This is a genomic window from Candidatus Zixiibacteriota bacterium (assembly GCA_014728145.1).
Lineage (GTDB): Bacteria > Zixibacteria > MSB-5A5 > JAABVY01 > JAABVY01 > WJMC01.
The window spans coordinates 1-23,099 of record WJMC01000038.1 but is presented as its reverse complement, the minus strand read 5'-3'; the positions used below and the strand labels follow the sequence as shown (position 1 = coordinate 23,099).

Annotated in this window: 20 protein-coding genes; 3 read left to right on the top strand and 17 right to left on the bottom strand. The window is 50.3% G+C overall.

Features of this window, described 5'->3' with window-relative positions:
• Positions 1 to 47: 47 nt before the first annotated feature.
• From GF404_02185 to GF404_02115, 15 genes are all read right to left on the bottom strand, one after another.
• The gene (locus GF404_02185; GenBank protein ID MBD3380985.1) at positions 48 to 1,052 is read right to left on the bottom strand and encodes a hydroxyacid dehydrogenase; all 1,005 of its coding nucleotides are present in this window, start codon (positions 1,050 to 1,052) and stop codon (positions 48 to 50) included.
• A complete protein-coding gene (locus tag GF404_02180) occupies positions 1,027 to 1,962 on the bottom strand; it encodes a F0F1 ATP synthase subunit gamma (GenBank protein MBD3380984.1) in 936 nt (311 codons plus the stop codon). The genes GF404_02185 and GF404_02180 overlap by 26 nt, the downstream gene beginning before the upstream one ends.
• Positions 1,949 to 3,490, bottom strand: coding sequence for an alternate F1F0 ATPase, F1 subunit alpha (locus GF404_02175; GenBank protein MBD3380983.1), 1,542 nt, complete (start codon positions 3,488 to 3,490; stop codon positions 1,949 to 1,951). The genes GF404_02180 and GF404_02175 overlap by 14 nt, the downstream gene beginning before the upstream one ends.
• Before the next feature lie 4 nt (positions 3,491 to 3,494).
• Complete coding sequence (gene atpF / locus GF404_02170; GenBank protein MBD3380982.1) at positions 3,495 to 4,319, bottom strand: F0F1 ATP synthase subunit B; 825 nt, start codon at positions 4,317 to 4,319, stop codon at positions 3,495 to 3,497.
• Positions 4,320 to 4,321: 2 nt separating this feature from the next.
• A complete protein-coding gene (locus GF404_02165; protein ID MBD3380981.1) occupies positions 4,322 to 4,603 on the bottom strand; it encodes a F0F1 ATP synthase subunit C in 282 nt (93 codons plus the stop codon).
• A 48-nt stretch (positions 4,604 to 4,651) separates the two neighbouring features.
• Complete coding sequence (locus tag GF404_02160; protein MBD3380980.1) at positions 4,652 to 5,398, bottom strand: F0F1 ATP synthase subunit A; 747 nt, start codon at positions 5,396 to 5,398, stop codon at positions 4,652 to 4,654.
• Between the two features lie 13 nt (positions 5,399 to 5,411).
• The gene (locus GF404_02155; GenBank protein ID MBD3380979.1) at positions 5,412 to 5,735 is read right to left on the bottom strand and encodes a hypothetical protein; all 324 of its coding nucleotides are present in this window, start codon (positions 5,733 to 5,735) and stop codon (positions 5,412 to 5,414) included.
• A complete protein-coding gene (locus GF404_02150; protein MBD3380978.1) occupies positions 5,699 to 6,937 on the bottom strand; it encodes a cation:proton antiporter in 1,239 nt (412 codons plus the stop codon). Before GF404_02150 ends, GF404_02155 begins: the two co-directional genes overlap by 37 nt.
• Positions 6,930 to 7,211: a hypothetical protein gene (locus tag GF404_02145; GenBank protein MBD3380977.1), complete on the bottom strand. Its 282-nt coding sequence runs from the start codon at positions 7,209 to 7,211 to the stop codon at positions 6,930 to 6,932. Before GF404_02145 ends, GF404_02150 begins: the two co-directional genes overlap by 8 nt.
• A 12-nt stretch (positions 7,212 to 7,223) precedes the next feature.
• Positions 7,224 to 7,730, bottom strand: a complete 507-nt coding sequence (locus GF404_02140) for a F0F1 ATP synthase subunit epsilon (GenBank protein ID MBD3380976.1) — start codon at positions 7,728 to 7,730, stop codon at positions 7,224 to 7,226.
• Positions 7,612 to 9,060 carry a F0F1 ATP synthase subunit beta gene (locus GF404_02135; protein MBD3380975.1) on the bottom strand — a complete coding sequence of 483 codons (1,449 nt, stop codon included), beginning with the start codon at positions 9,058 to 9,060 and terminating at the stop codon, positions 7,612 to 7,614. The genes GF404_02140 and GF404_02135 overlap by 119 nt, the downstream gene beginning before the upstream one ends.
• Before the next feature lie 120 nt (positions 9,061 to 9,180).
• Entirely contained in the window at positions 9,181 to 9,387 is a 207-nt protein-coding gene (locus tag GF404_02130) for a dodecin domain-containing protein (GenBank protein ID MBD3380974.1), read from the bottom strand.
• A 39-nt stretch (positions 9,388 to 9,426) separates the two neighbouring features.
• The gene (gene ppsA / locus GF404_02125) at positions 9,427 to 11,862 is read right to left on the bottom strand and encodes a phosphoenolpyruvate synthase (GenBank protein MBD3380973.1); all 2,436 of its coding nucleotides are present in this window, start codon (positions 11,860 to 11,862) and stop codon (positions 9,427 to 9,429) included.
• Positions 11,863 to 12,150: 288 nt separating this feature from the next.
• Positions 12,151 to 14,169 (bottom strand): hypothetical protein, encoded by a 2,019-nt coding sequence (locus tag GF404_02120; protein ID MBD3380972.1) that lies wholly within the window; start codon positions 14,167 to 14,169, stop codon positions 12,151 to 12,153.
• Between the two features lie 62 nt (positions 14,170 to 14,231).
• On the bottom strand, positions 14,232 to 14,372 hold the full coding sequence (locus GF404_02115) for a hypothetical protein (protein MBD3380971.1): 141 nt from the start codon (positions 14,370 to 14,372) through the stop codon (positions 14,232 to 14,234).
• Between the two features lie 354 nt (positions 14,373 to 14,726).
• On the opposite strand from GF404_02115, the gene hcp reads away from it, so the two are divergent.
• The gene (gene hcp / locus GF404_02110; protein MBD3380970.1) at positions 14,727 to 16,385 is read left to right on the top strand and encodes a hydroxylamine reductase; all 1,659 of its coding nucleotides are present in this window, start codon (positions 14,727 to 14,729) and stop codon (positions 16,383 to 16,385) included.
• 104 nt (positions 16,386 to 16,489) lie between these two features.
• On the opposite strand, the gene GF404_02105 is transcribed toward hcp, so the two are convergent.
• Positions 16,490 to 17,062, bottom strand: coding sequence for a redoxin domain-containing protein (locus GF404_02105; protein ID MBD3380969.1), 573 nt, complete (start codon positions 17,060 to 17,062; stop codon positions 16,490 to 16,492).
• 152 nt (positions 17,063 to 17,214) lie between these two features.
• On the bottom strand, positions 17,215 to 19,353 hold the full coding sequence (locus GF404_02100; GenBank protein MBD3380968.1) for a thiol:disulfide interchange protein: 2,139 nt from the start codon (positions 19,351 to 19,353) through the stop codon (positions 17,215 to 17,217).
• A gap of 272 nt (positions 19,354 to 19,625) precedes the next feature.
• On the opposite strand from GF404_02100, the gene GF404_02095 reads away from it, so the two are divergent.
• A complete protein-coding gene (locus GF404_02095) occupies positions 19,626 to 22,700 on the top strand; it encodes a S8 family serine peptidase (protein ID MBD3380967.1) in 3,075 nt (1,024 codons plus the stop codon).
• A 76-nt stretch (positions 22,701 to 22,776) separates the two neighbouring features.
• The coding region (locus tag GF404_02090) for a hypothetical protein (protein MBD3380966.1) at positions 22,777 to 23,099 on the top strand (323 nt) is incomplete at its 3' end.

The window sequence follows — 23,099 nt, the reverse complement described above, 5'->3', positions numbered from 1 at the left end:
TTACGTTAAGTAATAGTTAGTTGTCTGCAGAATCAGTGGTTCAACATTTAACCGCTGACTTCATTTTGTGGTTTGCCTTCCATGAATGAGCGTATATTTTCAGCCGAGGTTTTCAGAATCCGGGTTACCGCTTCTCTGGTATTGAAAGCGCTGTGGGGAGTGACTACGACATTGCGAAGCCTGAGCAGGATATGATTGGCCAGAAGAGTCTCCAGGTCGTGTTCACGACGGAAAACACTGCGCAGAAGCTCGGCCTCCTCGCGAATTACAGGCTCTTCGGGTAACACATCCAGACCTGCCGCTCGAACTTTTCCGCTTCCCAGGGCATTGACCAGAGCCTCGACATCGATCACCGAACCGCGCGAGGTATTGATCAGAACCACTCCCGCTTTCATCTTCTCGAACTGATCTTTCGCTATCATATGCCGGGTCTTTTTGTTGGCAGGCACATGCAAACTGATCACATCCGATTCTTCCAAAAGCTGGTCGAAATCGACATACTCGAAACCGAATTTATCGGCCAGTTCCTCATCCGGTTTCACATCGAAAGCCAGAACCTGCATAGCAAACCCCCGGGCGATTTCAATCGCGCGACGACCAATCTTTCCGGTACCGATTATCCCCAGGATTTTTCCGTGAAGATCGAATCCTGAAAGGCCTTCCTGCGAGAAATCACCCTTGCGGGTGCGATCGATCGCTTCAGTCAGGTTATGACTGATCGTCAATAAAAGTCCGAAGACATGTTCAGCCACAGTCCGCGAGCCGTAAGTGGGGACGTTGGAGACAATGATATCATTTTCTTTGCAGTAATCCATATCGATATGGTCGAATCCGGTCGAACGGGTGGCGATCATCTTTAGATTATCCAGTTTCTCAAGCACCTTCAGGTCGAGATCTGAATAGATGAAAGTTGAAATTATCTCGAAGTCGGCATAATTTTCAACATTTTCAGCCGATAATTCCTTTTCGGAGAATTTGATATGGTCAATTTTTAAAAGATCCTGTATGATTTGCTTTTCCCATTCTTCACATTCCAGAAACGCTGTCTTCATCACTATCCTCCTCTTCATCTTCGTCATCACCGGTCAGGGCTTCGAATCCGGCCACCATATCCAGAAGCTCAGAGGTAATGCTTTCCTGTCTCTGGTGGTGGTATTCGGTGGTATACTGCTTTAGTCGCTCCTCGATGTTTTTCTCGGCCGCCTGCATTGCCGCCAGTCGGCTGGCGTTTTCGCTGGCCAGTGATTCCGCCAGGGCACGGTAGAGACCGGCGAACATATACTGCCGAGTCAGTGACGACAACAATTGACGACTTGAAATCCGAAAAGAAGGAATCTGGTCGCTCTGCCAGCCTTTCTCTCTCAAATTTTCCGCATAGTTTAGACCGAAAGGCAGAAGCATGATATGAAGCGGCTCATAGCTGGAACCGGAACTTTTGGCATTGTAGTAGAGATGCAGGCTGAAAATGCCCACCTCGCTGCCGACCTGACTCAGATAAAACAGGATTTCCTCGACCGTGCTGGATACAGTGCGAATCGAAGCGGGGGCGCGGAATGTTTGTTTTAATTCAGTATCAGAACTCGATATCAAACCGCTCAGCTTGGCACCAATCGCCAGAACTCTGAGGTTTTGATTTTCGTTTTCCAATTCATTCAAGCCGTTTTCCATCAGGCCAAAAATCCTCTCATTGAACTGACCGCACATCCCCTGATCCGAACCGACCGCGAGGACTATCGTTGTCTCGGTCTTCTGGTAACCAGCAATCAGGTCGCCGATATTTCGACCCCGACGAAAGAGCGCCCGAAATCCAAGTTCTACCGTATCAAAGTAGGCCTCTGCTGATTCGACCGCCTTTTCATACTGACGAATACTGACTGCCGCCATCGCCTTCATGGTCTTGACTACTGATAAGAGGTCTTCACCGCTTGAGATTTTGTGTTGCAGAGCTTCAAGAGTCAGCATCTGAATCCTTCAGATCGAGGGCTTGCTTAAACAATGTTTCCAATTTATCCAGATCGTCGTCAGAGAGCTTTTCACCTTCTTGGATTTTAGCGGATATTTTTTCCACTTTGTCCGTCATCACCCTGCGTACTTTTTGCGAAGCCTCGGTGACCTGATCGGTATCGATTCTGTCAAAGAGGCCACGGTTGACGGCCACCAGGACAGCGATCTGTTCGGGCACACTGATCGGCTGATACTGGGGCTGTTTGAGCGCTTCGCGGACCTGTTCGCCCCGTTTCAGCTTGGCGCGGGTCTCTTCATCCAGCCGGGTGCTGAAACGTGAAAATGTTTCCAGTTCTTCGAACTGCGAGTAAGCCAGCTTCAGATCGCCGGCCAGTCCGCGGTAAGCTGGAAGCTGGGTCTTGCCGCCCACACGGGAAACCGATTTGCCCACATCAATAGCCGGCAGAATCCCCTGGCGATTGAGCTTGGGCGAGAGATATATCTGTCCGTCGGTAATCGAGATCAGGTTGGTCGGGATATAGGCCGAAATGTTTTGTGCCTGAGTCTCGATTATCGGCAGAGCGGTCAGCGAACCGCCGCCGAGTTCTTTATTCAAATGAGTGGCTCGCTCCAGCAGACGGGAATGAATATAGAAAATATCACCCGGATACGCCTCGCGCGCAGGAGGACGTCTCAACAAAAGCGAGAGTTCGCGGTAGGCTCTGGCATGCAGCGTCAGATCGTCATAAATCACCAAAGCGTCCTGACCACGATCTCGGAAATATTCGCCCATCGAACAGGCGGCGTATGGCGCAACGAATTTCAATCCAGGCGGATCCTCGCCCGATGTGGCAACTACGGTGGTATAATCGAGAGCATCATATTCTTTTAAATCGTCGATGACCGAAGCGATATCGGAGCTTTTTTTGCCGATCGCGCAGTAAATGCAGGCCACGTTCCGGCCACGTTGATTTATGATCGTGTCGACTGCAATCGCGGTCTTGCCGGTTTTGCGGTCGCCCAGTATCAATTCGCGTTGCCCCCGTCCGATCGGTATCAGCGTATCGACAGCCTTGACGCCGGTCTGAAGCGGTTTTTTGACCGGATCTCGTTCGATCATTGGAGGCGCTTCCCTTTCGATTGGCAGTCTCTCATCAGAACGAATCTGCCCCTGTCCATCCTGGGGACGACCGACCGCGTCGACAACCCGGCCCAGAAGCGCTTCGCCGACCGGCACATCGACCACACTGCGTGTGCGACGAACCTCGCTCCCGACCGGGATTTCAGCCCCTTTATCCAAAAGCACGACTCCCAGCCTTTTCGGCCGGAGGTTGAAGACCATACCGCGTAAATCACCCGCAAAACGCAGAAGCTCCTGATATCCGGCACCCTGCAACCCTTTGATCCAGGCGATACTGGAAGTGACCGAGATCGCGCGGCCGCTTTCGTATAGCCGGAGCTCATGAATGTAATCCTCTCTGGATTCTTCTATCACCTTCAGGGTGTCGTCCAGAAGAGTCCTCAGATCTTTAGTTTTGTAACTCATAATGTTACTTTTCTTCGCTTTCAGATTTCCGTTCGCTATCTGTTTGATTTTCCGCTTCTGCTGTTTCGCTTTTCAAGTTAGAAAGACGGTTTTTGAAATCGTTTTCGAGATTTTCCAGGTAGTCAGCGATATTCCATTCGACTCTCTGACCACCCGCTTCAAGAACCACACCGCCCAGAAGGTCGCTATCAGTTTGATAGTCAATATCTTTGATTCCGTCTAAGACCTGTTTGAGCCTTTTGGTCAGTTTCTCGCGATTTTTGCCGGAGATCTCGAAGGCTGAGTCAATTCTGACGTCGCTGTCTTTGCTTTTCGCGGTCGCTTTCAGCTTATCCATATCTTTCTGGCTGAGCTCGGAGAAACGATCCAGAAATCTTTCCACGATCCTCTCCTCGATCTCGACATCCGCCAATTCATTCAGCACCTTGCGCGAGATACCGAAAACCTGGCGCGCGGCGTTGCGACGAAGCTCTTCTACGACTGATTGTTTTTCGTTTTCGAGCGCTTCCTTCCAGCTTTGGCGCATTTTTTCGATCTCTTCTCTGGCCTGGCGCGTCATCTCTTTGCGTTTTTCTTCGGCTTTCTCTCTGGCCTCGGATATGATCTCATCTTGTTTGTCTTCCAGGTCAGAAAGCTTATCCTGATATTCGGAGCGAAGTTTTTCCGCTTCCGACTTCGTGTCGTCGGCTTCATTTATTTTTGCGGCGATTTTCTCACGACGCTTGTCCATCGCCTTGACGATCCGATCGTAGAGAAAATGCTTCAAGAGCCAGACCAGAATCAGAAAGTTTACGATCTGCGCGATCAATGTAAACCAGTCAATTTGCATTTCTATTGACCTCCCGCCTGCGCGGTTACATGATTCCAGAACGGGTTGGCAAAAATCAGGATGATGGCGATCACGAAGCAGTAAATCGCTGTCGATTCTATCATGGCCATGCCGACAAACAGGGTCCGGGTGATATTGCTGGATTCATCCGGCTGTTGCGCCATTGAATCCAACGCCCTCGCCAGCGCGCGACCCTCACCCAGAGCGGGACCGATCGAACCGATAGAAATCGCCAGCCCGGAGGCCAGAACCGAAGCCGCTCCGATTAATGTTACGCTGTCCATCAGTTGTCCTCCTCTTCTATATTCATTGAATTGTATATCGTTATCAGATCATTTTTCGGATTCATCACTTTCACCATCTCTCCCTTCTTTATCTTTATCATCTTCTTTACCGCTTTCATGCTCCTCTTCCGAACGAGCCCGCGCCGCTGAGCCGATGTAGACCGCCGCCAGAACCGCGAAGATGTAGGCATGAATCTGGCCGATCAGAAGACTTAAAGCCTGCATCACCACCGGCACGAAAAAAGGCGCTACCGCCAAAAGGATCGCGGCGATCATAGTCCCGCTCAGGACATTGCCGAACAGACGCACCGCCAGGGCAAGAGTCCGCGAAAACTCCGAGATCACCAGAAACGGAAACATGATAGGAGTCGGCGAAATATAATGTTTCAAATATCCACCCACTCCGGCACGGGCGATACCGAATATCGGGACCGCGAAAAAAACACATAAAGCCAGAGCTCCGGTGGTATAGATCGAGCCTGTGGGGGGATGATATCCCGGCACGAAAGCCAAAAGATTCGAAAGCGAGATGAACATAAACAAACTTCCCAGAAACGGCAGATAGATCTTGGGATCTCCGCGCACTATCTCACGAATCTGATTGCGAATATAGCCGACCAGAGTCTCCAGGAAACTCTGCCAGCGCGACATCTCGAGACCGCTCTTGATATTCCTGGTTACCAGAAATGAAATCAGGACCAGAATCGCCATCACCACCCAGGTAAACAGGATAGTGGCGCTGACCTTGAAGAAATCCCATTCCCAGTAGATGATAGAATCAGGACTGATGTTCATACTCATCCGCCTTTCACAGAGAATGCCGTTCGCTTTTCGGACTATACTTTTTAATCAGAAGCGTACGCATCAGAATCATCCCGACCAAACCGGCCAGAACCGAAATCCAGCCTGTTCGAATCGCCAGTAAATAGAAAACTCCCAACACTACAGCCATACGCAGAAAGAAGCTGACGATCATGATCACAACCCGACGATTGCTTTGGGTAATATATCTGACAGTCAGCCAGAGCAAATTGTAGTTAAAGATTCCGATCAGCAGACCGGCAACCAGCCCGATCAACAACTTAATGATTATGCTCATGAGTTTGCTTTCCCTGTCCGTGCTTGAGGCCATCTGTTGAGCATCGCCCTCACCACCAGAGGAGTCATTATGCAGGTTACAGCAGAGACGAACACCATCGCGGAAAACAGTTTCGATGATACTGCCCAGCTTCCCAGGGCGAGACCCTTCTGCATAATTATCAAGGCGATTTCAGCACGGGGAATCATGCTGATTCCCAGTATAGCAGAACCGCCCAGGCCCTCGCTGAAGATCGCTATTGTGCTGGTGCCGACAATCTTGCCGATTACCGCGGCCACTGTCAGTACGGCGCCAACTCCGATTGCGGCGGTTGCCGATATCAGACTGACTTTGAGACCGATTCCGATGAAAAAAAACGGGCTCAGAAATGAATACAGCGATGAAAAGGAGGCATCGATTTTGACATGTTCCGGATCGCGGGCGAAAGCCGCTCCGGCAAAAAACGCTCCAATCGCCAAAGAAAATCCCATCAGCCCGGCCAGCGAGGCCAGAACTATACCGAATCCGGCGATAACGATAATCGGTTCGGATTCTTCCTGCAGGTTTTTGAAAAAGCGCACCAGTCGTTCTTCCAGGTAAATAGAGAACAAAAGGCAGATTCCACCGAATAAAATCAGCTTAAGCAGAATCATTCCGCTTTCCTGCAGGACCTGCATCAGCAATGTGCCTGATGAGGTCTGTTCCCTCAAGAGCGGTACGATCGAAAATAAAACTGCGATCACGATAATACCTGTGATATCATCCAGCTCAGCAACATCTGTTAAGATTTCACCCAGTCGTGACTTGAGTTGACCGGCTTCCTTCCATATGCCGATCGAAACTCCGACCGAAGTAGCCAGCAGAGCTGATCCGGTAAACAGGCTTGGAACCAAATCGAAACCGAGCAGATAATAGGCCGTGGCATAACCGACGGCAAAACTTATCAGGATATTTCCCAGCCAGATCAATGAAGCTCTGCGAAGTCTCTTAAACAACATCTTGATATCACTTTCCAAGCCGATTCGAAACAACAGCATAACCAATCCCAGTTTGGCTAAAAACTCGAAGACATCTTCCCCGGCGGTCGTCATCCATTCAAAATGTGAATCGCTTGCCCGCAAAATGATTCCCAGCAGGATAAAGGCAACCATGGCGGGAAGCCCGATCCGCCTGAGATAAGATCCGAAAAGCCTTACTGCCAGAAGAACCAGCCCGATTACAAGTGTCAGAATCATGAAATGTGATGCGTTATTCACGACTGCTCTCCCGTTTGACCCAGTACCAGGCGTTGAGTGAACCGAGAATTACTCCGACCACCAGAAATGTCAATGTCCAGGAGATACTTCCCGGATTCTTTGAATCGAGCCAGATACCGATCGCCAAGCAGATCAATGTCGGTATCGCCACCGACCATCCGACCAACCCGAACATCCCCAACCCGAACCACAGGCCGGATCTGTTTTTATCGCGTTTGGCTTTAAGTTTACGCTGTTCCTTTTCTCCGATTTTTTTGCCGAATTTATCTTCCATAGGTCAAATTCATCATTCCATGTGAGTCTGTTCGGTGTATTTGCGGATGATACTGCCTTCCAGCATCGCCAGCGAAGAACGCGCCTTTTTTTCCTGGTCGCTTAACTCTTTTATCTCCTTTTCAATTGCTTTCTGGAGTTCACCCAGTGGCCGGTCTTTAATCGCTTTATAAGTGGATATCATAACCTGATCGCCATTTTTGACCAGGATTCCCTCGTCGTGTGCCATATACCTGTCTTCATTATCTATTTTATATGTCAAAATTCCGGCAGTAAGCGCGGAGACATAGTCGATATGATTCGGCCTCAGGCTGAATGAACCTTCCATCCCCTCGGCACTGACGTTGTCAACTTCAGTATTGAAGAAAACCTTATGCGGCACTAAAACTTTAAGCCTCATTTCAAGCTTCCTCTTCTGTTTCAGATTGTTTAGATTTTGAAGTCTGTTTTCTGGACTTGAGATCGTCGAGTGAACCGACCATATAAAAGTCACCTTCGCTGAATTCCTCGAATTCATCATCCAGAATCCGCCGGCAACCCTCGAGAGCGTCTTCGAGATCGACCATCTTGCCTTTTTTGTCTGTAAATTGCTCGGTCACGAAAAAGGGCTGTGTCAGAAAGCGTTCCAGCTTGCGTGCCCGATGAACGGTGCGCTGATCTTCCTGGGAGAGTTCCTCCATCCCCAGCATTGCAATGATATCCTTGAGTTCCTCATACTCCGACAACGTCTTTCTAACTTCCTGGGCAATCGAATAGTGCTTCTCTCCCACCACGTGGGGCACTAACAGCTTGGAGTAAGAACGCAAAGGATCAATAGCCGGATAAAGCCCCTGGCTGGCACGTTTGCGCGAGAGCACGATCGAAGACGAGAGATGATTGAAAGCATGAACCGCGGCTGGATCGGTGAAATCATCCGCTGGAACATAGATCGCCTGAATCGAGGTGATGGCGGCCTTACGAGTACTGCAGATTCGCTCCTGGAGTTCAGCCAGCTCGGTACCCATTGTGGGCTGATAGCCGACCCGTGAGGGAAGCCGGCCCATCAAACCGGAAACCTCGGCTCCGGCCTGGATAAAACGAAAGATGTTATCGATTAAAAGCAGAACATCCTGGTTGGCGTCGTCGCGGAAGTATTCAGCCATCGTCAGGGCGCTGTGACCGACTCGAAACCTCGCTCCCGGCTGTTCGTTCATCTGGCCGTAGATCAAAAGCGAATTCTCCAGAACACCGCTTTCGCGAATCTCGCGATATAATTCTTCAGCTTCACGCACCCTTTCGCCGATGCCGCAGAAGACACTGACACCTTCGTATTTACCGACCATATTGTGGATCATTTCCATAATCAGTACGGTCTTGCCGACTCCGGCGCCGCCGAACAGCCCGGCCTTGCTTCCCTTCTGGAGGGGGGCCAGGATATCGATCGCCTTGATACCGGTTTTGAAGATTTCAGTCGAGGTCTCCCGTTCGGTCAATGCTATCGGGCGGACGTGAATCGAACGTCGTTCTTCTATCTCAGGGGGATCCTTTTTATCGATCGGATTGCCAAAGACATCGAAAACCCGACCCAGCAGCTTTTTACCGACAGGTACTTTAATTGGCGAACCGCTGTCGATTATTTCAGTGTCCCTTTCGAGACCCTGCAAAGGAGTGAGCGCGATTCCCCGAACAGTGTGCGAATTCACAAGGCTGATCACTTCGACATAGATATTCTCCTCGGCTTCGATCTTTAGCAGGTTGTAAAGGGCTGGAAGCTTTTCCTCGAAGACCGCGTCGATTACACTGCCGTCGACAGCGACCACACGACCTGTATTTTTTGCTTTCGGATCTGTTTGAGACTCCAAGAACAACACCTCACAATTCTTTTTATCTGAACAGATGAATAAGTCTTAGTATCTTTAAAAAGTTGGGGGACATCTTGGCCAAGATGTCCCCCGGGCCTTGAGATACAGGTAGAGTAGTGAGGTGCGGGGTTATTGTTCTCCCACCAAGAAGGAAATTTTGGCGTTGAGGCGGTACATTTTTATCTTATCCTCCTCAACAATAGCCTGGAAATCTTTGACATAGACATGTTGTATATTTTTGACAGATTTGGATGCTTCGCTGACCGCTTCCTGTGCCGCGGCCTCCCATCCATCCGGGGATTGAGCCAGGATTTCAATTACTTTTACGACAGACATCTTAATACTCCTTTCAATTTATAATGAACAACAATGTTTTTATGATTCAACAGTCGCACCGGGTTGCTGTTTTATTTTTTGTTTATCTGTGCCCATCTCTGCTTCCACTTTTGCAACTTTATGGATAACATCCAGTACACGGTCAGGATTCAGTGAGATTGAATCGATACCCGATCGGACCAGAAACTCAGCAAAGTCGGGATGATCGCTGGGCGCCTGGCCACAGATCCCGACCTCACAGTTTTCTTCATGGGCTTTTACAATCAAATCAGATATCATGCGTTTGACAGCTTCATTTCGTTCATCGAAGAGGCCACTCAAAATCTCAGAGTCACGATCTATTCCGAGCACGAGCTGGGTCAGGTCATTGGTGCCAATCGAAAAACCGTCAAAGCGCTGTGCGAATTCCCTGCCCAGTATAACATTGGAAGGAATCTCACACATGACATAAACCTGCAAACCGTTCCGGCCACGTTCCAGGTCGTTTTCGGCCAGTATTTCAAGAATTCGATCGGCTTCTGCGAGTGTACGGCAAAACGGTATCATGATAGCGACATTGGAAAGGCCCAGTTCATCGCGAACTTTCCTGATCGCCCTGCATTCAAGCGAGAAAGCTCCCCTGAATTTATCGTTATAATACCGTGAGGCGCCCCTGAATCCGAGCATTGGATTTTCTTCTGAGGGTTCGAATGGGCCACCTCCGATAAGATCGGCATACTCGTTTGACTTGAAATCGCTCATACGAACCAGCACCTGGTAAGGATGCTGAGAAGCGGCGATCCGGGCGATTCCCTGTGACAGATTGATAATGAAGTAGTCTTCCTTGTTAGCGTAGCCACGAGTTAGCCTGCGAATACTTTTTTTAACCTGCTTATCTTCAAGGTTGTCGTACTCTAAAAGTGCCCGGGGATGGATTTTTATCGAATTATTTATAATGAATTCCATCCTGGCCAAACCGATCCCTCTGGCTGGTAAACGCCACCACCTGAAAGCCGCGCCGGGACTGGCAATATTCATTTTTATCTCGGTTTTGGTTTCAGGTACTTTTTTGAGATCCATTTCAGATTCCTCGAAATCCAAACTCCCGTCATACACAATCCCCTCGTCACTTGAAGTACAATCTATTGTAATCTCCTGGCCGTCCGCGATTGCCTCTGTAGCCTCAGCGGTTCCAACGATAGCCGGTATTCCGAGTTCGCGGCTGACAATTGCGGCGTGCGAAGTTCGTCCGCCATAGTCGGTAACGATTCCAGCCGATTTCTTCATAATCGGCACCCAGTCCGGATCTGTCATGCCGGTAACCAGGATAGAACCGTTATTAAAATCATCGATATCATTGGCATCCTTGATGATCTGAGCTTTGCCGGAAGCGATCGCCTCTCCAATACTGAGGCCGGAAAGTATTTTCTCGCCCTCTTCTTTGAGCTCGAATGACTTGATTGATAAACCTTCTTTTTGAGATTGAACAGTTTCAGGTCGTGCCTGGACAATATATAATTCATTATCCTGACCATCCTTGGCCCACTCCATGTCCATCGGCCTGCCGTAATGATCTTCTATTTTCACAGCCCAGCGCGCCAGCCTGATAATCTCATCATCGTTGAGCACATAGCTGTTTCTTTCCTTTTTGGATGTATCCACATTACGGGTATTAACCGAACCGTTGCGGGCGTATACCATTTTTTTGGACTTGTCTCCAAGAGTCTTGTCGATGATTGGTTTGAAATTATCCTTATTCAAAAGAGGCTTGAAGACCTGGTACTCATCCGGATTGACAGCTCCCTGGACGACATTTTCACCCAGTCCCCAGGCGGCATCGATGACGACCACTTTTTCGAAACCGGATTCGGTATCGATAGAAAACATAACACCTGAACCGGCTTTATCGGCACGCACCATCTTCTGTATTCCGATTGAAAGGGCTACATCCAAATGATCAAACCCGCGTTCGATTCGGTAACTGATCGCCCGATTGGTAAACAGCGAAGCATAACACCTTTTGCACGCATCCAGAACATCATCTTCGCCAGAGATATTCAAAAACGTCTCCTGTTGACCGGCAAAACTGGCATCGGGCAGATCCTCAGCTGTGGCACTGCTTCTGACAGCTACCCCGACCTCCTCGCGATCGTTGCGACGGGAAAGCTCTGCGTATGCACTGCGGATTTCCCCGGATGCTTCATCACTGAATTCACCTTTTAAAAACAAGCGACGAATTGATTTGCCGATCTTGCCCAGGTTGCTCATGTCTTTTTTGAGCTTACCCAGTTTTTCCGAGAGTTTATCCTTGATATCATTTTCACGAATATAGTCGTGATAGGCTTCGGAGGTCGTCGCAAATCCCGCCGGAACTAAAATGCTCTCTTCCCGGAGAGCACTAATCATCTCTCCCAATGAAGCATTTTTGCCACCGACGATATCAACTTCTTCGGAACCGAGATCTTCAAACCAGCGGATATACTTATAATCATTCATTGAAAAGCACCTCCGAGGGCTTTTCCAATATTTGCAATTCCTGCTTAATAAATACTCTCACAGATTAACAAAAACGACATTTCAAACATTGACTTGCTTCTAACTTTAAAGAATTGCAGGTGTTAACACAATACGAGTAAATCGCATAAGGAATACGTAGACATTTTACGCACCATAATATGGCAATTAATCTCGATGCAGATATGTTGAAACTATTCAAAAAAAACCCGCCTGTTTTGCGTACAGGCGGGTTCGGTTTATTCGAGGCAACAATTCAAGCGAACAGAATCAACAATCCGGTTCACCGTCACCATCGGTATCGCAGGGCATGAAACCTGACGAGAAAGCGAAATTAATGATAAAGACAGCGTCGGAGACATCGACCGTCAGATCGCAGGTAACATCGCCAGCTTCGATCGGGTCCGGAGCCGGACCGCCGGCAAAGGCGAAGTTAACGATATAGACAGCGTCCGAGACATCAACGATTTCATCGGCGTTGACATCACCACAGACATACTGCGGACCGCACAGCAGGGTTTTGACCTCGACCGCGTCAACCGCCGCCTCCACAACCGAACCGGAACTCAGGTCGGAAGCGTTGAAGCGCAGTTGCATCAGAGAACTCGGTGTCACCAGGTCGGAGACCCAGAAGGTATTGGTATACCATCCGCCGGAGGACTGTTCCACCGGTCCGATATTTTCCACCAGCACCCAGTTCTGGCCGGCGTCGTTGGAGACATAGACCTGCATCTGGTCATTATAGGGATCGGCCCCGTAACTGTTGGAATACCAGCGAGCGTATTTGATAATTGCTTCACTCTCGCTCAGGTCGAAAATCGGTGAAGTCAAAATTGTACTTCCATCATCGACATCGGAATTACCGGCGTAATTGTCGGTCAGGTAACACTGGCCGGAACCATCGTAATCGCTGACCGGATCGCCACGACCATAATTGACCGGGATGCCGCGATTCCACTGTCCATCGACAGCGTTGCCGGTCACCACCCAGCCCTGGTCCGTCTCGAAATCATCGGAGAAGACATCGACCACTTCCGTAGTGGCTACCGCGCTGTAGGGATTCATTCCAACCGGGCTGTAAATAGTGTCACCTGACGCCTCGACCGCGGAGACATAGAAATCGATGAAATCATAACATTCAAGCGCGGGCAGTTTCGCTTCGTAGAGGTTCGTTTCGATCTCGGTCATCGCAGACGTTTGATACGCTTCGCCGTTGATCGAATAATGCAACGTCCCGCTCTGTGACATAGGCTGACCGCCGTAAATGCCCTCGACCGAGACCTGGAAACTGTGCTGTTCTCCCGGCATTACAAATTCCGGGGGCTCACTGACATATTCTATTGCCAGCTTATCCACACCGGAATATTCGACGTAGCAGGCACCATAGCCGATATCAGCCACACCGTATTCGATCCGCATATAGCCATCTTCGCCCCAGCCGGTCCCCCAGGAGTTGCGCATAAACCAGACACCGTTGGTCCCCTGACTGTCATCCCAGCCAACCAGCACAACCGCATGATTGACACTTCCGGTCGCGGGAGCGTTGAAAACACCGCCACTGTAACCCTGCATTGCCGAAGTCACGATCACCGCCACCGAAACCGGGCCGTGATCGAGTATCGCCTGCTTGATCGCGTCGGGCGCGGGAACTGTTGAACTGCCTCCGATATACGACCACGAATCTATTGTGAAATGATGCTCGTAGGGACAGTTGCAGGCCTCATCGGTTGCGGTGTACGGGAAATCGCTCTCGTAGACCGCCCCGGTTCCACCACAGGGATCGGTCTTGAACTGATGGTAGTCATGGGCGAACCATCCACCGTCACAACCCCAGCCTTCGCTGTTACAGCTCACCAGCCACTGCTCGGAGAGGTCGACCTCCAAACCGTCGACACGAAGTATATTGCTTTCCAGCGGTCCGACAGATCCGAAAGCCCAACAGCTTCCACAACTTGATTGGTTACGGATCGGAGTGCAATAACCGGAATCTCTCCAGTCGAAATACTCCGGAAGCTCACGTTTAGGAGTACAGGGATCAAAACTGGCATTTTCACGCCAGTTCTCCGGCTCTTTCAAACCACACAAGTTATCCAGCGACTGCTGTGTGGCCGGGTTTTCGCTTATCTCGAATGTCCAGTCTTCGGCTTGCGCGCGCTTTTGCAGTTGATCCAGTTGGGACCGGCTCAACTGCGCATTGGCTGAACCGGAAATAAAAAGCGTGCTCATAAAGACGAAGACCAAAATCGCCAAAGCGGTTGTTTTGGGGATTATCTTAACGCTTGTATTCATGTCATACAACTCCTGCTGTCGATTTATAGTTTTAATTAAGGAAAAAGACTGAGAGTATCGGTTTAATCCTGCAGGGCGACAACGTCCTTGGAAATTAACTGGCTCTGAATCAGAACCGTCATCAGAAATTTCCCGAGCGCGTCAAAAAAGTGAGGATATGAATGATAAGGTTCGAGGGTATCAAGTCTCAGACTACGGCCCATGACTTCTCCCGTCGGGTATTCGTCACGACATCTTACGCGTCAGATCTAACTTTTAATCACAAATTAGTTTCGGGCGGATAGATGCCGAAACAGAAGTATTCACTTATAGCACTAAATCACGCACTACCAATATACTAACATCTTAAAATTAGTCAACATCTATTTGCGATACGATATTATCAGAAACCGCAATTGTCAGCAAAAAAATCCCGAGAAAATTTATCAAATTTGACCTGGGTCAAAAGTTATATCATCCAAACCTGTTTTATTCCGGTTCAACAAGACAGAAAGAGATTGCGGAACTGCAATAAATTAGAAAAACGACAAATGCAAAGGAGTGATCATAAGATGAGTATGTTTTGTTTTCAATGCGAACAGACCGCCGGTGGAAGCGGATGCACCAAGCGCGGCGTCTGCGGTAAAAGTCCCGAAACCGCCAAACTGCAAGACCTGCTTGTGGATACCAGCAAGAAACTCGGATGGTTCGCCTCAGAATCCCGGAAAGCCGGGAAGGTAAGCCGTGACATCGACCGCTTCATTATGGAAGCGCTCTTCACCACTGTAACCAATGTCAATTTTGACCCGGAAAACATCGCCCGTATGATCAAAACAGGCGAGGAATACCTCGCGCAGGCTCTGGCCCAACATCGCGAACTCCTCAGCGACCACGCGGATAAGCTCAACGAGGATATTCCTTTCGAAGTCAAACCCCTGCCTGACGATCTCAAATCATTGATCGAAACCGGCCAGAACCTGACTCCCGAAATCCGCCTGCAGGCTTACGGCCACGATGTCGCAGGATTACAGGAATTGATCATGTACGGTCTCAAGGGCAGTGCCGCCTACGCTCATCACGCCTATATACTGGGGCAGGAAGATGACGATATCTATGCATTTTTCGAGCAAGCGCTGGGGTTTCTGGCCGAAAAACCTGCCGATCCTGAGCAACTGACGACTATGGCTCTGGATGTCGGGAAAGTCAACTACCGTGTCATGGAGCTTCTGGACCAGGCCAATACGGGAGCTTACGGGCATCCCAGGCCGACCAAAGTGCGCACCACTCCTGTTGCGGGCAAAGCGATACTGGTCTCAGGTCACGATCTCAAGGATCTGGCCGAACTGCTCAAGCAGACCGAGGGAACCGGTATTAATATCTATACCCACGGTGAAATGCTTCCCTGCCATGGTTATCCCGAGTTGCAAAAATACGAACACCTGGTCGGCAATTACGGCGGTGCCTGGCAGAAGCAGAAACGGGAGTTCGACGCTTTCCCGGGACCGATCCTGATGACAACTAACTGTATACAGGAACCCCGTGACAGCTACAAGGACCGGATTTACACCAGCGGGCTGGTAGAGTGGCCCGGCGTACGACATATCGACGGCTATGATTTCTCGGAAGTGATCGAGTCTGCCCAGAATTCTCCCGGGTTTAACGAAGATGATGAACCGGCGTTTACTATGACCGGTTTCGGCCACAACGCGGTATCATCGGTGGCCGGCGATATCGTCAAGGCAGTCAAGGATCAGCAAATCCGGCATTTCTTTCTGATTGGCGGATGTGACGGCGCTAAAAGCGGTCGCAACTATTTTACCGAGATGGCTCAGGCGGTACCAGAAGACTGCCTGATTATGACCCTGGCCTGCGGAAAGTACCGGTTCAATAAGCTCGATTTCGGCCAGATCGGCGATCTTCCCCGGATGCTGGATGTCGGTCAGTGCAATGACGCCTACTCGGCAATCAAGATCGCGCAGTCACTGGCGGATGCTTTTAATTGCGATGTAAACGATCTGCCATTGACTCTCGTACTCAGCTGGTATGAGCAGAAGGCAGTCTGTATCCTGCTTACACTTCTCTATTTGGGTATTGAGAATATCCGCCTGGGCCCCAGCCTGCCGGCCTTTGTCAGTCCCGATGTACTCGCGATATTGAGCGACAAATTCGGTCTGCGGGGTGTAACAACGGTAGAAGAAGACCTGGATGAGATTCTTTCCCCGACCGCGAGCGCATGATAATATATCAAACGGGCAGGTTCATCTCAGAACCTGCCCGCTCTTATTTTCAAAACTGATTAATCCGTTGTAAGTTTACTGGCTTATCGGTCAGTCTGATCAACTTAATACTTCACCGAACAACCATAGGCTTTGGTGTAGCTGGGATCGACCTCTTCGCCGGCCATGGATGCAGTCATCGCCTCTACCACGTAATTGATCGATTTAGGGATATCCTCCTGCTTGGTCGAGGGGGTGTCGTCGATCGCGCCGGCATAGAGCAGAACCCCGTCAGGATCGATTATATACATATGCGGCGTGGTTTTGGCGGCATACATCTTACCGACCTTCCCATCCGAATCGAGCAGGTAGGCATCGCCCATCCAGTTCTCTTTTTCGATTCGATCATCCAGAGCCTGACCTTCGAAATAACCCTGCTTTCCCGGAGCCGATGAACAGATTGTCAGCCAGACCGCGCCTTCTTCACGATACTTCTTCTGAATCTCCTGCATATTACCTGAGCGGTAATGCTTCTTAACAAATGGACAATCGAAATTTATCCACTCCAGGATGACATACTTACCGGAAAAATCTGACAGGCTGTGCGTCTTACCGGCAGTTGAAGTCAGCGTAAAATCGGGTGCGGGTTCGCTAACAGTGGCAGTGCCGGAATGAGTTTCCTTATCCGCTGAGCTCATCCGGGCTTCTGCGGAGGATTCGGTCTGCGCCTGATCACCTCCCGATTCACAGGCGACAACGATAAATACCAGGCTGAACAAAACTGCGTAAATTTTAAGTGCTTTCACTTTCTACTCCTTTTACTATGGAATTTGCTGATCGTCTGATTCGATCAACTGTCGATTTTATTCAAGGCATCGAGAACTATCTCAGGCGTGATGATTTCCGGCAATATGATTTCCTCGCCATCATTGGTGTGAAGAACATACAGGGGCACGCTGTTACGCCCGTACTCCGCCAGCGCTCGTGTAATTGTGTCATCGCGCCTGGTCCAGTCTGCCTTAAATGTGGTCACTCCCAGGTCGGCGATCCTTTGACGAACTTCCTCGGAGCCGAACGCTACTTTTTCATTGACCTGGCAACTCAGGCACCATGCGGCAGTGAAATCGATAAAAACCGGCTGGCCGGATTCGATTAGTTCAGCTACATGATCCGGGTCGAATTTTAACCAGTCGAGACCATCACCGGAAAACTGATAACTGATCCCTTCGTCGACCGCCATCAATCCAACTCCGCTCACGGAAAACCCGAAACTCCCGAGGATCAAAACGATTGCCAAAAGTGTCGCGACAGTTCGTGCCGAAGAAGAACTGACCTGTCCTCCCCAGCGCCCATAGATCCAGCCACCCAGGGCTGATACAAGCAACGCGATCATCAAAACCGCAACGGAATTCACACCCGCCTGCACTCCCAAAACCCATGCCAGCCAGATCACGGTAGCCAAAAGCAAAAAGCCCATAAATTGCTTAAGTGATTCCATCCAGCGCCCCGGTTTTGGCAAAAGCTTGAGAAAACGCGGAAAAGCAGACAGAATCAGGTAGGGAAACGCCATCCCGAGCCCCAGAAAGAGGAAGATCGATAGCGACACCCAGGCCGGTTGCGAGAGCGAGAATCCCAGGGCCGACCCCATAAACGGCGCGGTACAGGGTGTCGCCACCACAGTCGCGGTCACGCCGTTCAGAAATGAGCCGGACCATCCGGAGGACTGCCCGGCATCGAGACGGGTCAGGCTGGTGCCGATTTCAAATACGCCCAGTAGATTTAAGGCAAACAGGAACATGAAAATCGACAGCCCGGCCAGAAATCCCGGCGACTGGAGCTGAAATCCCCAGCCCAGTTCCTGACCTCCGGCGCGCAGTAAAATCAAAACTACTGCCAGAGCGATAAACGACAGCAGCACACCGGCTGTAAAAATGAGGCCATGGGCGAAGATCTTTCCGCGCTCCTCGCCGGCCTGATTGACAAAACCTAAAATCTTTATCGACAGTACCGGCAAAACGCAGGGCATCAGGTTCAATATCATCCCGCCAATAAAGGCAAACAGAAGCGCTTGCCATATATTTATTGAAGCCAGCGCTTCGGCCTCCGGACGATCGCTCGTAACCGGCAGTACAAATTCGATCGCTTGCTCTGAATCCGGCCCCCGCCATCCGGAAGACGATACCAGGACTCCAGACAGGCTGTCTGGTATCTGTTTAAGATTCGGGTTGCGGTCTATCAACAGAACGTATCCGGAATCATTAGTCGTCATTTCCTGTATTGAGGAAATATCGACAACTCCCTGTTTATATGGAAAGAAGTTAATCTGGCCGATATCGGCTTCAAACCACTGTGGTTTTACCAGTTCGACTGAAAAGCCGGTTTCATCACCGGAAACACTGATCTTCCAGCCATGCTCTTTTAACGGCAGATTATTTCTGACCTGGTTGAATTTATCCGACCAGGCAGTATTGTAGCTCGGATGATCCTGGCTGACAGGCAGCCTGAGGCTCAACTCCGCTTCCCCGGGTATACATACCTGTTTGCAAACCAGCCATTCAGGATTTGCTTTAAGCTCAACGGTATCATCGATTTGTATCGATTCCGGGACTGTCAGGCGAACCGGCAGAAGCACCTCGCGATAGTAGCCGAAACTCGTAACCGGCTCAACCTCAATACGTTCCGGGTGTGGCCAGGTGATTGAGCCAGCTTCGAAACCATCCGGAAGATCCCAGTTTATCTTCGGTGGAAGCCCGGCATCGCCCGGATTTCGCCAGTAGACATGCCACTTATCATCCATCTTCAGGTGCAGTCCAACCCAGATCGACTGCCCCGGACTGATCTCATCGACCTCGGATACAAGCTCCGCTTCGACATGACCGACCCGAACAGCTTCGGCCTTTACTGGACTATTGTTCAAACCTGCCGATATCGCAACCAGGAAAACGATCAGGTGTATTACTTTGCTGGTAATCAATGCCTTACCCCGCATACTTTAGCATAATACTATAAAATCCATACCTGTTAAAACAGCGACCGGCCAGGTTCTGTTCCAGCTATCAAAAAACAGGACAAATCTCCCCATCTATGGAATAATGCTTGACAAAAAACCGCAATCCGGTAAAATGAGAGTAGAGTTCCTATCATCTGCAAGCCACAGAATTGAGAGTTACATCTTCACAGGGGTAAAATCGAAATAGGTTCGTGCGTCGTTATTATGGCTACATAAACCGATTTTATAAATTTTTATCCCTGGGGGTACTAATGAACAAGCAGGTTATCTCTATTCTAAGCATTGTTATATTTGCTTTGGTATCGAATGGAATAAACATATTAGCCGATTCGTCCAACAGCAATCCGGCTGTTTCGCGGCCGTACATGGCAGAACGAGACTTGATCGAGGTGATGTTTGAAAAGGGTTCGCAAATACGGCTTCGCTCCGGTCAGCTCACAGATATGGCAGCCGGCAGGTCTCTGGATGGTCTCGAGGATGTCCTTTCCGGCCTCGCATTCGCGGAGTGGAAAAGAATCTGCGATCTGCCGGAGGAGAAAATTGATCAGCTCGAAGAAATCGGTGAGTCTCGATCAGGCAGGGACCTCTACAACCTGAACAATACCTACCGCTTGAGGATATCATCCGATGCGGATGTCTGGGAAATCAGCAGTAAGCTGGAACAACTCCCGGAAGTGATTCTGGCCCGCCCGGTACCTCGTCCGGTACGGCTTCCGTCGCCCGGCTATTATATTGATTCGCAGTTTTATCTCGATCCGGCTACGGCCACACCGACCGGTATGGATACTGAGTATGCCTGGGGTCATAACGGCGGTAAAGGTCAGGGTGTTACAGTCTGCGATCTCGAGTATGGCTGGACGCTCTATCATAGCGATATAAGTAAAGGACCGGGTTCACAGATCAATCCCAACCCGATCGCGCTTCCGCCGGGTGAAACCGATGACCACGGCACTGCGGTGATCGGTATGCTGGTTGCTGATGTCAATTCCTGGGGTACGACAGGTATCTGTAATCAGGCTACGCTCAAGACCTGTGGAACCTATTACGGCAGTCCGCCCGAATGGAATGTGCCCGGCGCGTTACTTTACACCATCGACGCGCTGTCGCCCGGAGATGTCATCCTGCTCGAACAGCAGTGGGATTACAGCGATCCAAACACCTCTCATCCCGACCTGATACCTATAGAGTGGTGGCTTAACTATCATCCCAATTCGCAGAACTACAACGCGGTCTATGCCGCCATAGAGACCGCCATAGCCAAAGGAATCAGTGTGGTCGAAGTAGGTGGCAATGGCGGCGCGCCCACGACTTTGACCGGTATTGACACAGACAATCTCACATGGTACGGCAACTCCGGCGCGGTCATCGTCGGTGCCGGGGGAGCTTTTCCTGGTGGTTCGCTTCCGGCCGGACCGGAGGGAGACCTGGAGAGATTGAACTACTCCAGCTATGGAAGTCGTTTCGATCTGCAGGGACAGGGCGAGAATGTCTACACTACCGGTTACGGTGATCTGTTCAATTCCGACGGACTATACTATTACTTCACCCGCGGTTTTGCCGGTACTTCAAGCGCCGCACCCTGTGTGGCGGGGGCAATCGCCTGCTGTGTCGGTTACTGGAAAGCCAATGTATCCACTTCGGTTCCCACACCGGAATACCTGCGCGACTTACTGATCGCGACAGGCACTCCGCAGGTATCCCCATCCAGCGGCCATATCGGACCGCGCCCCGACCTCAAAAAAGCATTCGATTCAATCTATTTAGCCTATACCTGGGTAGACATAACCACTTCCCCGCTCAACAGCAGTGGTTATGGTACCGCATGGGGAGATTACGATAACGACGGCGACCACGACCTGTACATCTCCAGCTATAATTACGGAAGTCGGCTCTACAGAAACGACGGCGGTGGAAGCTTTACAACCATCTCCGGCAGTCCGCCCGGCGACCTGCGCGACGGTCTCGGAGTGGCCTGGGGCGACTATGACGGCGATGGTGACCTCGACCTCTATCTTGGAAAAGGTGACGGCATGGCAAACAAGCTCTTTCGCAACGACGGCAACGATACTTTTGTCGATGTCACCAGCGGACCTTTGGGGCATACAGGCGACACCTTCGGAGTCACCTGGGCAGATTACGACAAAGATGGCGATCTCGATATATACATGGCAAACTTCGGTTCGGCCAATAAGCTTTTACGCAACGACGGCGGGGGCACTTTTACCGATGTCACCCCGACGGTGTTAGCGGATCCAGGCAACAGCACCGGAGTGAGCTGGGGCGATTACGACAACGACGGCGATGCCGATATTTACCTGGCAAATAATGGATCAGCCAACAAACTCTTCCGCAATGACGGCGGGGGTAGCTTTACAGATGTCACCTCCGGACCTCTGGGAGATGCCGGCAATACAATGGGGGTAGCCTGGGGTGATACCGATAATGACCTCGACCTTGACCTGTTTCTGGTAACTTATAATGGCAATAACAAGCTGTTGCGTAACGACGGCGGGGGATCATTCACTGATATCAGCTCTTCACCTTTGAGCGATTTCGGTTACGGCTATGGCTGCGCGATGGGTGACTACGACAATGACGGTGATTTGGACATCTACCTGGCGATGGGATCCTCCAGCGGTCAGAGCAGGCTACTGCGCAATGAGGGAGGTAACAGCTTTGTCGATGCCGCCAGCAATATCCTCAAAAACTATGCCCCGGGTACCACTACAGCCTTGGCCGATTTCGACAGCGACGGTGATCTGGATATATTTATAACAAACAATAACCCTTACCAGAATAAGCTTTTCGAAAACAAAATCGGTACCGCCAATCACTGGATTCATGTCGATGTCGTCGGTACTGAATCGAACACCTCCGGAATCGGGGCCAAAGTTAAAGTTGTTGCCTGTGGCAGTACCCAGATTCGCGAAATCCGCGCCGGTTCAGGACTGTGTTCGCAGAACTCTTTGACAGCGGAATTCGGCCTGGGAATGTGCAGGATGGTCGATTCAATAATCGTCACCTTCCCATCCGACAGCGTCAAGATAGTAACCAATACTCCCGCCGACCAGGATGTAACAATCCCGGAGACAGCAACTTATATCTGCGGAGATGCCAACAGCGATCAGTCTGTGGATGTTTCCGATGCGGTATTTATCATCAATTACGCGTTTGCGGGAGGCACAGCACCTGATCCCCTGGAATCGGGAGATGCCAACTGCGACGACAGCGTGGATGTTTCCGACGCCGTATTTATCATTAATTATGCTTTCGCGGGAGGGAATACACCCTGCGATACCGACGGTGACGGCAATCCGGATTGCTGAGGATCTGAAGAGATAACATGAGGTCAGGCATCGGGTGTACTTGACGGATCGCCGGTTTCTGTTATATTGATATAGTATGCGTCTGCAAAAATTACTTATCATTAGTGTGGCTCTGGGCCTGATATTTGTATCTTCAGCATCTTCGCAGGAGACGATCTATCCTGATTCGGTCCTGTATCCTGACAGGCTGGGAAACCTTCCGCGTGGAGACAGCATGATGATCTACACCGCGCATCAGAGCTTCGATTCCCGTATCTATATCCTCGACCTCAGCGGAAATGTCATGAACTATTATCATTACACTAATTACTTCTTTGGCGGACTGGAAGTCGTCGACGGTGAGGTTTATGCCGCTGAAGCGTTTGCTCCGCGGGTTCTGAAAGTGAATCTGGCCGATGG